At 59.0% G+C, this 14863-nt stretch carries 14 protein-coding genes; 10 read left to right on the top strand and 4 right to left on the bottom strand.

Features of this window, described 5'->3' with window-relative positions; all coding sequences use genetic code 11:
- Positions 1-218: 218 nt before the first annotated feature.
- Entirely contained in the window at positions 219-794 is a 576-nt protein-coding gene (locus CFB35_RS12985) for a recombinase family protein (RefSeq protein WP_060010189.1), read from the bottom strand.
- Positions 795-1188: 394 nt separating this feature from the next.
- Between CFB35_RS12985 and CFB35_RS34305 the strand changes: the two genes are divergently transcribed.
- The gene (locus tag CFB35_RS34305; protein WP_143328719.1) at positions 1189-2538 is read left to right on the top strand and encodes a hypothetical protein; all 1350 of its coding nucleotides are present in this window, start codon (positions 1189-1191) and stop codon (positions 2536-2538) included.
- Positions 2539-2947: 409 nt separating this feature from the next.
- On the opposite strand, the gene CFB35_RS12980 is transcribed toward CFB35_RS34305, so the two are convergent.
- A complete protein-coding gene (locus CFB35_RS12980) occupies positions 2948-4291 on the bottom strand; it encodes an AAA family ATPase (protein ID WP_069224286.1) in 1344 nt (447 codons plus the stop codon).
- Positions 4288-5256, bottom strand: a complete 969-nt coding sequence (locus CFB35_RS12975) for a reverse transcriptase domain-containing protein (RefSeq protein ID WP_069224411.1) — start codon at positions 5254-5256, stop codon at positions 4288-4290. The genes CFB35_RS12980 and CFB35_RS12975 overlap by 4 nt, the downstream gene beginning before the upstream one ends.
- Before the next feature lie 679 nt (positions 5257-5935).
- Here CFB35_RS12975 and CFB35_RS34300 point away from each other — a divergent pair.
- The 9 genes from CFB35_RS34300 (at position 5936) to CFB35_RS12930 (ending at position 12924) form a co-directional block, all read left to right on the top strand.
- Positions 5936-6880, top strand: a complete 945-nt coding sequence (locus CFB35_RS34300; RefSeq protein ID WP_143328718.1) for a hypothetical protein — start codon at positions 5936-5938, stop codon at positions 6878-6880.
- A gap of 661 nt (positions 6881-7541) precedes the next feature.
- The gene (locus CFB35_RS12970; RefSeq protein ID WP_089465283.1) at positions 7542-7733 is read left to right on the top strand and encodes an AlpA family transcriptional regulator; all 192 of its coding nucleotides are present in this window, start codon (positions 7542-7544) and stop codon (positions 7731-7733) included.
- Positions 7730-8254, top strand: a complete 525-nt coding sequence (locus CFB35_RS12965; protein WP_089465067.1) for a hypothetical protein — start codon at positions 7730-7732, stop codon at positions 8252-8254. Before CFB35_RS12970 ends, CFB35_RS12965 begins: the two co-directional genes overlap by 4 nt.
- A gap of 327 nt (positions 8255-8581) precedes the next feature.
- A complete protein-coding gene (locus tag CFB35_RS12955) occupies positions 8582-8758 on the top strand; it encodes a hypothetical protein (protein ID WP_088510010.1) in 177 nt (58 codons plus the stop codon).
- The gene (locus CFB35_RS12950; RefSeq protein ID WP_077188936.1) at positions 8751-9053 is read left to right on the top strand and encodes a hypothetical protein; all 303 of its coding nucleotides are present in this window, start codon (positions 8751-8753) and stop codon (positions 9051-9053) included. Before CFB35_RS12955 ends, CFB35_RS12950 begins: the two co-directional genes overlap by 8 nt.
- Entirely contained in the window at positions 9046-9258 is a 213-nt protein-coding gene (locus tag CFB35_RS12945; RefSeq protein ID WP_089465282.1) for a hypothetical protein, read from the top strand. Before CFB35_RS12950 ends, CFB35_RS12945 begins: the two co-directional genes overlap by 8 nt.
- The gene (locus CFB35_RS12940) at positions 9251-9598 is read left to right on the top strand and encodes a hypothetical protein (RefSeq protein ID WP_009908645.1); all 348 of its coding nucleotides are present in this window, start codon (positions 9251-9253) and stop codon (positions 9596-9598) included. Before CFB35_RS12945 ends, CFB35_RS12940 begins: the two co-directional genes overlap by 8 nt.
- 10 nt (positions 9599-9608) lie before the next feature.
- The gene (locus tag CFB35_RS12935) at positions 9609-9935 is read left to right on the top strand and encodes a hypothetical protein (protein ID WP_013699103.1); all 327 of its coding nucleotides are present in this window, start codon (positions 9609-9611) and stop codon (positions 9933-9935) included.
- A 127-nt stretch (positions 9936-10062) separates the two neighbouring features.
- On the top strand, positions 10063-12924 hold the full coding sequence (locus CFB35_RS12930) for a DUF927 domain-containing protein (RefSeq protein ID WP_179231739.1): 2862 nt from the start codon (positions 10063-10065) through the stop codon (positions 12922-12924).
- Positions 12925-13539: 615 nt separating this feature from the next.
- Here CFB35_RS12930 and CFB35_RS12920 read toward each other — a convergent pair.
- Complete coding sequence (locus CFB35_RS12920; protein WP_089446242.1) at positions 13540-14754, bottom strand: integrase arm-type DNA-binding domain-containing protein; 1215 nt, start codon at positions 14752-14754, stop codon at positions 13540-13542.
- Positions 14755-14863: the final 109 nt, after the last annotated feature.

The raw sequence follows: 14863 nt of genomic DNA, 5'->3' as shown, positions 1-14863 counted from the left end.
TGGCCGAACTGAGTCAGACAACCTGACACTGTCTGCTTGGTCTGGTCCAGTCCTATACAGATGAGAGACTGGACGCACTTTTGGAGTGCTGCCACTTGGGCAATGCGGACCGATATCCATCCGGAACCGCGCATGCGCCGCCTCGCGCCTTTAAGCTGCTCGCTCCACCACCCAGCGAGCCGGGCTCTAGCAGGGCGTGAGTTGAACGGCGCGCGCGCTTAGACTGCGTCGCGTACCCGCATGATCGTCTGGCGGCTCGTGCCAAATCGCCGAGCAAGCGCGGCCACGCTTGCCCCCGCGTCCAACTCGCGCAGCACGTCCGCCCGCTGCTTGTCCGACAGGGCGGACGGCCGCCCCATCGCCTTGCCTTCCGCCTTCGCGCGAGCGATACCAGCGTGCGTGCGCTCAATCAACAGATCCCGCTCGAATTCGGCCACCGCGTTCAATACCTGCATCGTCATCCGGCCTGCCGCGCTCGTCAGATCTACGCCGCCGAGGGCGAGACAATGAACGCGGATACCGCGTTCGGCCAATCCTTCGACCGTGGCCCGCACGTCCATCGCATTGCGGCCGAGTCGGTCGAGCTTCGTCACGATCAACACGTCGCCTTCTTCCATCTTGACGAGCAACTGCGCAAACCCCGGCCGCTGATCGGCGCTTACGCTCCCCGAAATGCTTTCCGACACAACGCGGCGCTTGTCGACCGAGAAGCCGGCCGCCTCGATCTCGCGTAACTGGTTCGCGGTGGTCTGGTCGGACGTACTGACGCGGGCATAGGCAAAGGTTCGGGACATATCGGGCACTCAATCTGTACGAAATAGATGTCCGAATATAAGGCGATGTCCAAAACATTTCAACCCTTATTTACGGACAGGGCAAAATGCCTCTGTCCGCAAGGGATCGGTTTTGGACTGGCGGATTGGATTGGAGGCCGATTGCCTTCCGGTCGGCCGCGGGGACAGGTAGGAAGGTGCCACTATTCGAACGACAACAACCGACCCGGAGCGGCCGGTCATGACCGATGGCCAACCGCCCGCCACTCAGCTGTTACCAGACATTGGGAATTTCGTGCAAGCGAATAGAGAAGCACATGCTTGCCCTTAAAAGTTGGTATCGTTTATGCTGAATATCCATGGTAATGGTAGATCGTTTCCGACCAACTCTCCAAACTAGCCCCGCCGATCAAATATGCAACATATCTCTGCCTACCTCCTCGAAGCTCGCAGCCTTCCCATTAACGAGGCCGAAAAACTTAAAAATGATGTCACAGGCGTCATTTTTCAATGGTTATCTGACAAAGGTGTGAGCGATCCCACCTGTAACGAAGGTACTTTCAATTCTTTAACGGAGAATGGTCAAGGAAAATTTGCCAGAGAGCGTACAGTCGCGGACGGGGGTGATTTAGAAGAAATTAGGCTAGACGAATTTTCGAAAGCGGGGCAGATATTTTCGACGACACTTACGGTCGCCCGATCGTCATCCGACGTCTCTGTCCATGTGACGCTATCCGTTACAAATACGGTTAGCTTGATCGCGCCGGTATACATTGATCCCCGTTGCCCAGCGGTAGTTCGGCAGTTGCTTGCGCTTGACGTTGGTTGGTCAATGAATGGGAACCGAATACCCATTGGGAAATTCACTCCGCTTGTTGGTGAAGATGGAGCACGGACGCTACTTGACCAACTGCGCTCCAGCAAGCGACGTATGCCAATTGTTGTAGTTTCCAAGAACGACGGAGAGATATTATGGTCGAAATTCGACGAAGCACTTGCATACGATCTAGCTGGGTTGGCGCATGTAGTGACAATCGATGACGAAGCATCTTGGATGCTTACAGATGAGGTTGGGAAGGAAAATTCGTGCTACCTTGGTGCAGTACGGCTCTACTGGCCGGTTACAACTAGCAGTTCTGCTACGGCCCAGTTCTTTGGACGCGTCTGGACCGCATCCGCGCTCTTGTCTAACGACCACGATGGGAAGGGGGCGTTGCGCTTTCGCTCAACTTTGCGCCACAAAGTTATGTCGGTTGCGGCATTGACGGTTGTACCGCCGGCGGAAATTAGGCAGATTAAGAGCGAAGCAGCTCGCTCCAGATTGACGGAACTCGAGAAACGGGCCTCCGCAAATTCTGAGGAACTCGAGATCGCGAAGATGTATCTTGACGATAACGAGCAACTCAAAGCTGATCTCGCACAGGCAAAAAACGATATTGCGATTCTAAGTAATCGTGCTGAAGCGGCGGAATATGCTCTAGAGCAGATCAAGGGTCCCGATCTTGATGCTCAACCAGCAGCCATGGCGCATGTGCCGCCTGAACCGAAGGGCGGCGAAATACGTTATTACAAAAAAGCTCACAGCAAACCTGCTTACGATGTGCTTGTTGAGGTTAAGGACTGCGGCCACACAAGTTGGCAAAGCGCCTCAAAAGCAGAAAAAGCGAAGAAGGGGGTAGAAAAACTAGTAGGAAGAAGCAATTGGAAAAGTATCCAACATTGCGGGGCATGTACTGGTGGAGGAATGTGGAAGGTTCGTTGGTGATATCGCGATTGCTTTCCTGATTGTGAGTTGCCGGATCGGACGCAAACGACCAGCGGCAAGTCCTCTCCTTTTCGGACGACAGCCGTCCGTTGGCTATACAACAGCGGACTTCCGCGTCGGAGCAACGAGAGTCCGCAGTTGGCCGAACCCGGACCGACGATGTAGTTTTGCACGCATCGTTGGTGGCCGTGGTCGCCGACGGCAGAAGTCGACCCAGAACTGCCGCTCGCGATTCGATTGATGGTTGCCCGCCGGGTCGGGGTGGTGAGGGTTGCTGGTTCATACATACTCCGTCACTGGAGACGCATCACGGCGACAAGGTGATGGAAAACAAGGACGCGAGCGTTGCTACCGGTCGATTTAGTGCGGGTATCCACCCGTTGCGCAGTCTCTGGAGCCGGATGCGCAACTAATTATTCAAAAAACCAGACAGCGAATGTGCAAATGCACGTGCCTGCTCATCGTATGTAGTGCACAAGTGCAGGAACATTTCCTCTTGTGACACGATCCTGTTTCGAATCAATGCGGCGTATAAATTCTTTCCATCTGGATTGTCGATGCCCGGGTTTTCTTCCGTAGATAAACGCGGCCAGTATTTTCCATTCATATATTCGATAAAAATCTGTTTTTCGATGCTATCCCACGGCAGGAACTCGATATTTCTCCGATCTCGAGCGTAGCGAAATCCGCGCTGATCACCGTCCAAAACAGAAATGACGTTATCTTCGGTGGAAAGAAAGTGTTGATCGGAATTTCTGTCCATCAATTTGACTGTATTAGTTCCGCCGCCGATAAATATAATTTTGTATTTGTAAAATGTCCTTGGGAGATATTTTTTGATGGAAAATTCAATGAAATTTTCAAGTACATCGTCTTCGGTGAGGATGTACTTATCCCACCCTGAAAATCCGAATAATAGGCTCTTTGCATAGTTAAAAGAAACGGGTTGAATGTCGAGCACCCCGTCTTGCGACTCGATGTAATGTAGCTCATCGGAGCGTAGGGTTCCCATGATCGCAAGCGAGTGCGTCGTGAATATAATGTTTACCGCATACTTTTGACAGTACAGCCTCAGCTGCTCCGCAAGCTTTGCCTGAGCGGCAGCGTCAAGGGAAATATCAATCTCATCGATAACGATCAGCTTTCTGCCGGAAACGATGTTTCGGTAGAGTGATATCAGAAAATACTCTCCGGAGCTGAGATAGTCTTCCCGGATATATCTACTTTCGTCAAGAATAAGGCAATAGTAAGTTCTCTTCTTGATGGTGATGCAACGCAGATTGTCAAATTTATTGCTGTCGTAGATCGCACCGAGAAGATCGATCAGCTCATCGGGGCGCGTATAATTTTCAATGACGATGTTACGTCGGATTTCGCGGTCGGCATCGCTGATACTCTGGAAAAAGTTGAAACGATCACCATAGGGCATTGGAAGCTCAACTTCGAGGCTATCGCGAAGCTGCTGTGCGACGACTGCTTTGCAGTTGAGGCTCTTAAGTTTAGGGTCGAAAGTAAAGGCGTATTCATACGGATCGCACGAGTAAACGATCTTGCTCGACGTCGAAAAAATACTGTCGATGGCCGTTTTCTTGAATGTATCCGCTATACGAAGATTGCGCAACGCCTTAATAAGAGTGGTCTTCCCAATCCCATTGCGCCCAACGAGGCAGGTGATTCCATTCTCGTCTAGATCAAGAGCTAGCTCTGCCGAGCGGATGTGCTGCACGTTCTCAATTTTCAGGATCAGCTTCATTTTGATCCTTGGTGCATAAGGGTGTCGATTACGGTGACGCCATATTTTTTACGGAGCTTATCGAGGTATGCTGGGTCGACAGTGTTCACGTAGTTCACATAGCCGGAAAGTTGCTCCGTAGCTTTGGCAAGATCTGTATCTGAAAAATCACGGAATTTCGCACTATCCGTAATGTAAAAATGAAGCATCGTCTCGATTTGTCGCTTCAATTTGATGTCGACAGAAACGGCTCCATTCGGTAGTATCACCAAGCCGAGAAGTTTGATTTTCCGGCCAACGCTCGTAATTTTTGTTTTCTCCGGATTGAGTTTGAGTTGAGCTAATCCGACGGACTGAAGCATCACTTCGATAATGGCTGCGAGATTGGTGAGGTCATCCCTGTTTTGCGAAGAGACGATGATGTCATCGGAGTATCGCGTGTAGACCATCCCGTGCTCCGCGCAATAGCCCTCGAAGCGATCGTCGAAGGTACGCAGCACCGCATTGCTGATGAGCGGGGAGGCAGGAAAGCCAATTGGTAAGGCGCCGTCGATCGTAACCAGTTCGATAATGCGATCGACATGATCCAAGAGGTCGGAGATCGGCGTGCGCGCCGCGGCACTCTCAACGACTGCACGCACCATCGTCGAATCAATATTCGGGAAAAAATCCTGGATGTCGGCTTGGAAGAAGTGCTTGTTATGCGCGTGCTTTCTCACGGCCCCGAGAACGTTTACGCCTTTTCGGTAGGAAAACACGACCTGTTCATTGACATCAAGGTACTCGAACAGAAACAGGTTGAGGAAACTATGATAGATCTTCATTGTCTTGTCTGGTGCGTAGACAAGGCGTTCCTTCGACGCTTGGGTTCCGCCCACGTTGAGCGGCTTGTATCGGGAATCCAGGGCTTCGCCTATGAAGTCACGATAGTCGTATTTGCCGTGATACATCGCCCGAAACAGCTCTGCGAGTGGCTTCTTAGTCATGGAGACGAGTGAAGTAAGGTCAACGAACCCGTCTCGCGACACGCGAAACGACCGACCGAGTGCGATTGTGCTGCCGGCATGTACGTACTGCCGATGCAACGCCATCGTCACATAAAAGATGACGGAACGGGTGGCAGAGTGGGAGAGCGAGAAGGTCGCTTTTGACAGCGGTTACAATTTGGGCGGCGGCCTAGAGGAGGCGCACCGCCCAATCGTAAAGTAGATGCAGAGCCGGGAGAGGCCAGACGTGAGACTGGAGATGCTCCTAGTCGCTGGCATGTTGGGAGCTTAACGCAACTCGCCGCCCAGTGCAAACGCTCAGCGGCGCCGGCTGGCCCTGCTGAAGAGGGGGAAGGTCGCGCTCTCAACAATCGAATGACCGCTTGCTGAGTGAAGGGGCCTTTTGAATGCCTGAACAATGCGTCGAACGATTGTCCCATATGGCCGCCGCGGCCGGCCGCCGCCGTGTCACGCTCGACCGGCGCAGGACGACCCAGCTCAGCCGGCGCTAGCTTTGAAAACGCAAACGCGGCTGCTGAGCCACAACGGCCACTTCATGAGCCGACCCCATATGCATTGAGGTCGGTAAGCCGACCTGCTAGAGTCCTTGCCCGAGAACGGTGTTGGATTGCTGTCGGACCGCCCGCGTCCGAGCGGGATCAAACGAGAAGCGGTGTATATGGACGCAGACATTTCATTCAAACATACAGGACTACCGCAGCTTTGCGCCTTTCCAATCATTTCCCATATACCCGGAGTCGAAATGTCGACGGGCATGCACGGGTCCGGTTTCTTCGTCCGGTCTGGTGAACATTGTTTTGTCGTAACATCGCTCCATTGCATTTGGAAGCCCGGACAGTCTCTGGCAGATAACGTTCGTAACTTGCTGATTCCCGCTCCTTTCCGCAAGCATGCCAGAGGACTTAAGCAGCGGGGGCTGATCTCAACGAAGAAAGCGGGCACGCACGGGCGGCGAAAGCATACTACGAACACTGACCGCAGCCCGCGGGGGGACTTCTGGCTTACCTTCAGCGAGGTGCTAACTGCGAAGGCTTTGGAACGCACCGACGAATTTACGCAAAACGGTGAATTCGATATCGCAGTATTGCCATTGACGGGTCTCTCTAGTCGCGCTAGCTCGGCAGTGCTCGCGAATGCGATAAAGTTACCTCCGGCAGGCACTTGGTTTGATAGCGTCGTTGAAAATAACCGAACATCCGAAAAAATAAGGCTTCGCGCGCGGGGCTTTCCCCTCAATGGTACGGAATCGTCAATCGCTTATGAATCAGCAACGATCATTCAACAGGGTGTTCATCTGACAGGGTATGTGAGTGGACCCGGACCGTTTCCGCATTCGATAACTGCCGATTTTGAGCAAGGCAGCCCGGTCTCGGATATAAATGGGTTGAGCGGAGGCCCCGTCTTCCTCAGACTTCCCATTGGAAGGAATAACTTCAATTACTTCCTTGTAGGCGTGATGACGAATGGTCGCACACGGGCATGTACATTTGTGACGGTTCAGTGGGTAACCGATCTCGTCAATAGTTGGGTAGCCGAGCAAGCCGCGATGAAAGTGAATGGGGGCAATCGCACGATATCGATTCGTCAAGAGTCCAAGTTTTGACGGTTCGCGCAGGTCGTGGTCGTTGGGTATGCCGTTCGGGTGGCGGACTTCGCGTTCTGGTTTGCGGGGTGCATGTGATTCCCTCTGGTCGATCCGCCGATATCCAAACATGTTCGCGAATGTCTGTTATCTCAAGCAGAACTCTCTCCTCAAACGTCTGTGCGTAGTGATCGACGAATGAGCGCTCATGGCCGAACAGCGACACCATGTATCGAGGTCTTAGATAATCCGAGACAAACCTTTTATGGGGGCAGACCTTTCGATATAATGACGGTACTTGTTGGCACCTAATCGAACACGGCTCTAGGAATATGTGGGCGATACAAGGGAAAAAGGCGGGGAATGCTCAATCGTTGAACATATTTCGTCGCGCTGACGAGAGGGTGCCGGGGGTGTGCTACCAACACATCCCGCCGGCGATTTTTTGGCTTGGCTGCCTGTTCCATAATTGGAGGAACCACAAGAGCCACCGCGCCTAGGAAACGCATAGCTCTTGTTGGGACGAATGATACCGCGCACGGCGCGCCGTGCAAAGTAACTTTGCAAAGTTACTTTGTGCCTCTCCCGCGAACTTCATTGCGCCCGTACTTTGATAGTACGGGCGCGGTTTATTGCCACCGTTTTCCTCCTTCTTGCGGAACAGGCCATTTCTCAACAGAAAATGGCTCTTAAGATTCTTCGACTTATTGGTGTGTTGGATTGCGTCGGCGTCAAGAAAACGACGCTGTATCGCTGGATTCGTGAAGGCACGTTTCCAGCGCCGGTCCAGTTAGGGGCCAGGAGCGTCGGCTGGCGCGCGCAAGACGTCCAGAACTGGGTCGAATCCCGCCAATCGACGCGGGAGCAAGCATGAGCGCGCCCTCCCTTATGATCGATCGCGGCGGCCCGTATGGTCGGGCGATGGGCGCCGCCGTCACGGCCCGCGACGCTGCGTTCGTGCGTTGCCGCGACGCCCGACTCCGCAAGCTCGCAGGAATCCTCGATGACATCGAGGGCTGCTTCTGGAACCGTGGCGACGACGCCGGGAAGCTCGTTGCGATCGCCGTAACGCTTGCCTCGACGCTCGCGCTCGAAGCCCCGCGTCTGACGACAAAGCAACTTGGCACCGCCTGCGAGAAGTTCGTCCAGGCGATTGCCGCTGCTGAACAGGATTCGGCGAACTATCGTCGTCAACAGTACCAACAGCTGCGGAAAGCCTATCGTGCGCTTTACAACGACTTCGATGCGCAGTGCACGGACGGGACGCGCCGTTTGCAAGTTAGCGCCCTGCTGCGAGGCGTCGCGCTCGGCCAATCACTGGCGCAGGGCAGCTCGCGACTGGATATCGAACAGCTCAAGCTGGCGACCGCTGTGCTCAAGGGGGAGGCCGCCTGATGCTCCCCCAAAGTCGCTTTGCACTAGGCAATACGCGGCGAGGGGCGTCGCGATTTGCGTCGTCCAGCATCGCGCGGTATCCTGTGCGCGTCGCTGAGACAACAGCGGCCCGGGGTGACAGCCGGAATAGTTCCAAGGCGGACAACCGCCTTCGCGCGGTTTTTTTACGTCCGTACACCTTGCGCCTTCTATGGTCGGGCCTTGGTGGGGGTGCGTTCGCGCACGCCGGTTCCCTTGGACGCCGGTCTGTCAACCCTGCCATGTGCCCGGCCACCCCGTTTGACAGCGGGACCGGGTTCGTCAACCCGTCCAAGGAGGTCGCACCCAATGCGCCAGCCCACGCACGCCCGTACCGGGCAGCAATCCCACCTCATTCAATCCATCGTCCGCGCAGCACTGCGCGATGCGGCAACCGCCAGCACGTATCAGGACGCGCTCGACGCAACCGGAGCGGCGCTGGCCGCAATCGCCGCGCTCGTCCGTGCGGAGGTGCGCCATGGCTGACCTGCGCTGCAAGATCGGCGATCTGGCGATCGTCACGAAATGCGATGCGCGCTCGCGTATCGGCATGCTGGTCGAGGTGGCGTCGGCTCGTCCGACGCCCGATCACGATTGGCGTGTGCGGATCTTGGGCGGCCCTGTCTCGGGGCGTAGCGTCTGCGGTCGCCGGTCTGGCGATTTCGCGCACGCGGCCGTCTATGACTGGAACCTCACGCCGATTCGCGGCGAAGCGGAGCTGGATTGCACGGTCGACGTCCGGCACCTCCTCGCGTCGATTCTGGAGGTGCGCCATGTCTAAATACCGCCTGCCGAACGAAGTCACGATGATCGCCATGTGTGCGGCCCATCAGTTCGCCCACCTCGAAGCCCTGTTCGATGCTGTCCGTTCGCATCTTGCGGAGGGCACCTACGAGCGAGCGCTCGTCGACATGGGGCAGAGCGTCGCGAGCCGGTATTCGGCCGAAATGCGCCGCACCGCGCAGCCGGAGGTGTGCCATGACTGACCAGCGCATCCGAACCGCGGTTGTCGACGGATTCGACAACGCACCGCCGTTGGATACGGGCGCACCGATCGAGCTGCAATTCGCCGTCGACCTTGGCGCGATCTGCGCCGACGCATGGCTCGACCTGAAAGGCGACGTGCGACTGCACGACTACGCGGCGCATCAGGCCGCCGCGTTCGCGCGCGGCATGGAAGCCGCCATGCAGGACGCAGGCGACGTCGACGCGCACCGCGTGACGATCAGCCGGCAAGCGTTCGCGGCCGGCCTGATGGGGCGCGTGCAACAGCACCTGTTCGCGGCGCTCGGCCTCGTCACGCGCGAACCGCGTACAACGCACTGAGGGGTCGGTCATGGCAAAGACGAACAAGAATGCCGTGCAACCGCTCGCGTCGCACTTCGTGGCCGAGGTGAACCGCCCCGATCCCACCCGCATCGGGACACGGATCAGCGATGCGATGGAGCTGCTGGACAGCCTGCATTGGGCGGCCGACAAGGCCATGTCCGATGACGACTACTGGCTTGTGCTGAGCCTGTTCCGCGCGTCCCTGCCGTCGATCGGCGCAGCGCTGGAGGCGGCCAACGACGCCCTTGGCGAGTCGCGGCTCGGCCGCTACGTCTACAGCAACGACGTCACGGCCGGCGGGGCGGTTCTGTCGGTGCCTCGCGCGGCCGGCTGACGCTGCGCCGCTAGGCATCGCCGCATCATTCAATTCTTCGCGCGTCGGGTAGCTGCTTGCCCGATATGGACTACTAATCGGAAGCCGACCGACGCGCGTCCAGTGGGAACCTATGAGTAACGCACCCATGTCCGAATTCGAGCGGGCGAGAGTCGCGCTCGGCTATGTTCCGCCCGACGACCGCGACACGTGGCGTCAGGTGGGGATGGCGCTCAAGGCCGAGTTTGGCGAGGAGGGCTTCGCCCTCTGGAACGAATGGAGCCAAGGCGCGCAGAACTACAACGGCAAGGACGCGCGCGATGTGTGGAAGTCGTTCAAAGGCGGCAAGATCACCATCAACACGCTGTTTCACCTTGCCAAGCAAGGTGGCTTCGATCCGCGTGCGCATCGAGCCAAGCCCGTCGATCCAGCGGAACGCGAGCGGCAGAAGGCCGAACGCGCGGCCCGCGAGGCGGCCGAGCTGGCCGAACTGACCGAGAAGCAGCAAGCCGCATCGGCCCTCGCTGAATCGATCTGGTCGGCGGCCGAGCCCGCGCCGGCCGATCATCCGTATCTCGTTCGCAAGCGCATCCCGGTCGACGCGCTGCGCGTCTATCGCGGCAGTTTGTGCATCGGCACGGCCGCATGCGACGGAGCACTGGTCATCCCGGCACGTGACGCGGACGGCAAGCTATGGACGCTGGAGTTCGTCCTGACGGACGGCCAGAAACGCTATCTGCCGAACGGCCGCAAGGCGGGCTGCTTCTCGTTGATCGGCGGGCCGCTATCTTCCGCTCCGTCGACGGTACTGATTGGCGAGGGCTACGCCACGTGCGCGACGCTCGCGGCCGCGACCGGCTATCCGGCCGCTGTCGCGTTCGACGCCGGCAACCTGTACGCGGTCGCGACGGCGCTGCGCGGCCAGTATCCGGACGCCCGCATCGTCGTGTGCGCCGACGACGACCACACGACGAAGGGCAATCCGGGCGTGACGAAGGCTCGCGCGGCGGCCGAGGCCGTCGCCGGCATCGTCGCCGTGCCCGACTTCGGCTCAAACCGTCCTCCGGCCGGCACCGACTTCAACGACCTGGCTGCGCATGTCGGCCCGGATGCGGTAGCCGCCGCCGTGCGCGCTGCGCTCGCACCGGCCGGCTCAGCGGATGCCGGCAGGGGCAAGGCCGCTCCAGCCGTCGCGAAGCCCGCCAAGCGCCCGAAAACGGCCCGCGCGCAGGACGGCAAGTCGCGGTTCGTCGTCGACGACAAGGGCGTGTGGTTTCACGGCTTCAACAATCAGGGCGATCCGCTGCCGCCGCATTGGGTCAGCACGCGTATCGACGTGATTGCGGAGACGCGAAACGAGATGAACAGCGAGTGGGGCTACCTGCTCGAATTCACGGACCGCGACGGCATCCTGAAACGGTGGGCGGTGCCGGCCGGCCTCTTTGCCGGCGACGGCACGGAGCTGCGCCGTATGCTGCTCGATATGGGCGTGAAGCTCGGCGTCACGCAGATCGCCCGCACGCAGATCGCGAACTATGTGCAGATGGCGCAGCCGGACGAGCGCGTGCGCTGCGTGCCGCGCGTCGGCTGGCATCACGGCGCGTTCGTGCTGCCGGATCGCGTCATCGGCACCGGCAAAGAGGCGCTGATCTATCAGGCCGACACGCCGATCCAGAGCCAGTTCAAGGAGCGCGGGACGCTGGACGACTGGCAACGCGAGGTCGCGGCCTACTGCGTTGGCAATAGCCGGCTGCTGTTCTGCGTCGCTACCGCCTTCGCTGGTCCGCTGCTGCACTTCTCCGGGCTTCAGTCGGGCGGTTTCCACCTGCTCGGCACGACGTCCAAGGGCAAGTCGACGGGCGGCGTCATCGCCGCGTCCGTGTTCGGCTCGCCGGACTACGTGCGGAGCTGGAAGGCGACCGACAACGCGCTCGAAGCCGTCGCCACGCAGCATAGCGACGCGCTGCTGATCCTCGACGAAATCGGACAGGTCGAGCCGCGCTTGGTCGGCGATGTGATCTACATGCTCGCGAACGAGTCGGGCAAGGCCCGCGCGTCACGTAGCGGCTCGGCAAAGCCGGTTCTCACGTGGCGGCTGCTGTTCCTGTCGAACGGCGAAAAGAGCGTGTCCGCGCTGATGGCCGAGGGCAACAAGCCCATGAAAGGCGGTATCGAGGTGCGCTTGCCGGCGATCCCGGCCGAGGTCGGCGAAATGGGCGTCGTCGAGAAACTGCACGGCTTCCCGACGCCGGCCGCGTTGATCGAGCATCTAGAGCGGCACGCCGGCATGCACTACGGCACGGCCGGCCCCGCGTTCATCGAGTGGGCGTCGTCGCAGGCCGGCGAGCTGGCCGAGCATCTGCGCATGCGCGTCGACGAGCTGGTCGGGCAATGGGTGCCGGACGGCTCGCATTCGCAGGTCGCGCGCGTCGCCAAGCGGTTCTGCCTCGTTGCGGTGGCCGGCGAGTTGGCGACGGCGCACGGCCTGACCGGCTGGCCGCAGGGCGAAGCGGTCGAGGCTGCGCGTCGCTGCTTCGAAGGCTGGCTCGAACTGCGCGGCGGCACCGGCAACTCGGACGAAGCCGAAGCCGTGCGGCAGGTGCAGCATTTCCTCGCCGCGCATGGCGACAACCGTTTCGTGTGGATGAACCGGGCGCAGGACGACCATCGGCCGAACGTGCCGCATCGAGCGGGCTTCAAGCAGCACGTGAAACGCGACGAGCGGCGAACGCCCATCGCCTCCGATCGCGAGTATTACGCCGAGTTCGGCGGCAAGATGAGCGCCGACGATGCGGAAAGCGTCGAGACGGAATACCTGATCGAAGCGGCCGTGTTCCGCAAGGACGTGTGCGCCGGCTTCGATCACAAGATCGTCGCCAAGGCATTGATGAAGCGGGGCGTGCTGATGCCGCGTAGTGACGGCTATCCGTACCGGCAGGAATACATCCCCGGTCACGGCAAGTTCATGGTCTACCGTGTGCTGCCGTCGATCTTCACGCTTGAGCTGTGAAATGCGCCGCCGCCGTCCGGGAGGGCGGTGGCGGGCATTCCTTTGCGCGGCATTTTTGGCCCGTGCGTCAAAGTTACTTTGAGCGATCCGCTCCAGACGGAACCGGGCCGGCGATGGCCGCGAATCTTGCCGTAGCCGTAACAATCCAGCCCGGTTTATCTCCAGTATCTCCAGCGTTCTCCAAATCGTTTGGAGACACACGAAGCCTTACCCCACAAGGCTTTGCGGCCGATTCAGGCGTTTATCTCCAAATCTCCAACTCGTTTTGCACTGAGCGGGCAGGCGTCGACCGTCTGCGTCGACCACGAAGCCAGACGGGACGCGGCTCTCCGGGATTCCAAGGGCATCGACGACGTGTTTTCGAGGGGGGTGTCCGCGACGCGCCCCGATCGCACATTGTTGCGCCGACCGCAAGTGTCGGGGGGGCGGAAAGCGGGGGACCCTGCGTCTAGGGCAAAGACGCGGGGGCTCACACCCGCGTGTTTTTCCTACTCTCGGCGCGCCTAAGGGGGGTCATATTCATACCGACATGCACGGGACCGACAGTGCGGTGCCAACTCTGAAAAATCGGTGGGAGGCGCGCCGCAAGGGGGTCATACGCGTGGCGGCACGGGTCTATCTTGCCGCCGCGATCGGGATGATTTCCGCCCCGGCTTTGAGCTTGTCGAGGTAGTCCGCCCACTGTTGCATCATCGAACGTCGTGCCTTGATGAATTTTGTTCGGTTGTACGCCCGCCCAAGGCTGTCAGGGACGGTATGCGCTAGTTGGTGCTCGATCACTTCCGGCTTTTCCTCCAACTCTTCATGCAGGATCGTCCGTGCCATTGCCCGGAAGCCGTGACCCGTAATCTCGGTGCGAGTGTCGTAGCCGAGCCGACGAAGGGCTGCATTGATAGCGGCCTCGCTCATCGGCCGATTTCGGTCGCGAGCACCGGGGAACACGTAGACGCCTTCGCCAGTCAGGGCGTGAAGCTCGCGCAAAATCGTGACAGCCTGCGCGGCCAGCGGAACAAGGTGATCCGTTTTCGTTTTGTTGACGAAATAGCGCCATTCGCCTTTGTCGAGGTCGAATTGCGCCCATTCTGCCTTCCGCAACTCGCCCGGCCTAACGAACAGCATCGGGGCTAGCTTGAGCGCGCAGAGAACCGGGAACGTGCCGGTGAAGCCGTCGAACGCGCGAAGCATCTCGCCCACTTTCTCCGGCTCAGTGATCGAGGCAAAGTGTGTTGTCTGCGCGGGCGGGATTGCATCTACCAGATCGCGGGCCGGATCGGCCTTGCAGTGCCCCTCTTTGATGCCGTAGCGGAATACCCGGCTAATCTCGCTGCGGATGCGATGGGCGGTAAATCTGGCTCCACGCCCGTCTACGCGCTTCAGCACGGCCAGTATCTCCGGGGCGTCGATTTCAGCGATAGGGCGCTTGCCGAGCCATGGGAATACATCGTTCTCCATGCGGGCGAGCGTCTTGGCATGCTGCGCTGGCTCCACGGTCGTCTTGCGCTCGGCCATCCAGCCACGGGCGACAACCTCAAACGAATGGGCGGCCGCGAGCAGGCTGGCCCTTTTTTCCGCCTTCTTCGCTTCACCCGGATCGATGCCGGCAGCGAGCTTTTCGCGGGCTTCGTCGCGCTTCTTCCGCGCGGTCGCCAATGTAACTTCCGGGTAGACGCCGAGCGAGTAGCGCTTTTCCTTGCCCCCAAATCGGTATTTGAGGCGCCACCACTTGCCCCCGCTCGGGGCGATTTCCAGATAAAGGCCGCCTCCGTCGAACAGGCGCACGGGCTTGTCGGCAGGCTTGGCGTTCCGGATGGCTGTATCGGTTAATGGCACGGGGGCAACTCCTAACAGGTAAGGCAATTTCGGTTGGGTTGCCCCCCAATGTTGCCCCCGCTTGCCCCCGGCTGTCTACGCACCACACGGCACTTTGCCGGAATGAAAA

The sequence above is a fragment of the Burkholderia sp. AU16482 genome (assembly GCF_002223285.1).
GTDB classification, from domain to species: domain Bacteria; phylum Pseudomonadota; class Gammaproteobacteria; order Burkholderiales; family Burkholderiaceae; genus Burkholderia; species Burkholderia semiarida.
The sequence above is the reverse complement of the archived record's forward strand: the minus strand, read 5'-3'. Positions and strand labels throughout refer to the sequence as shown.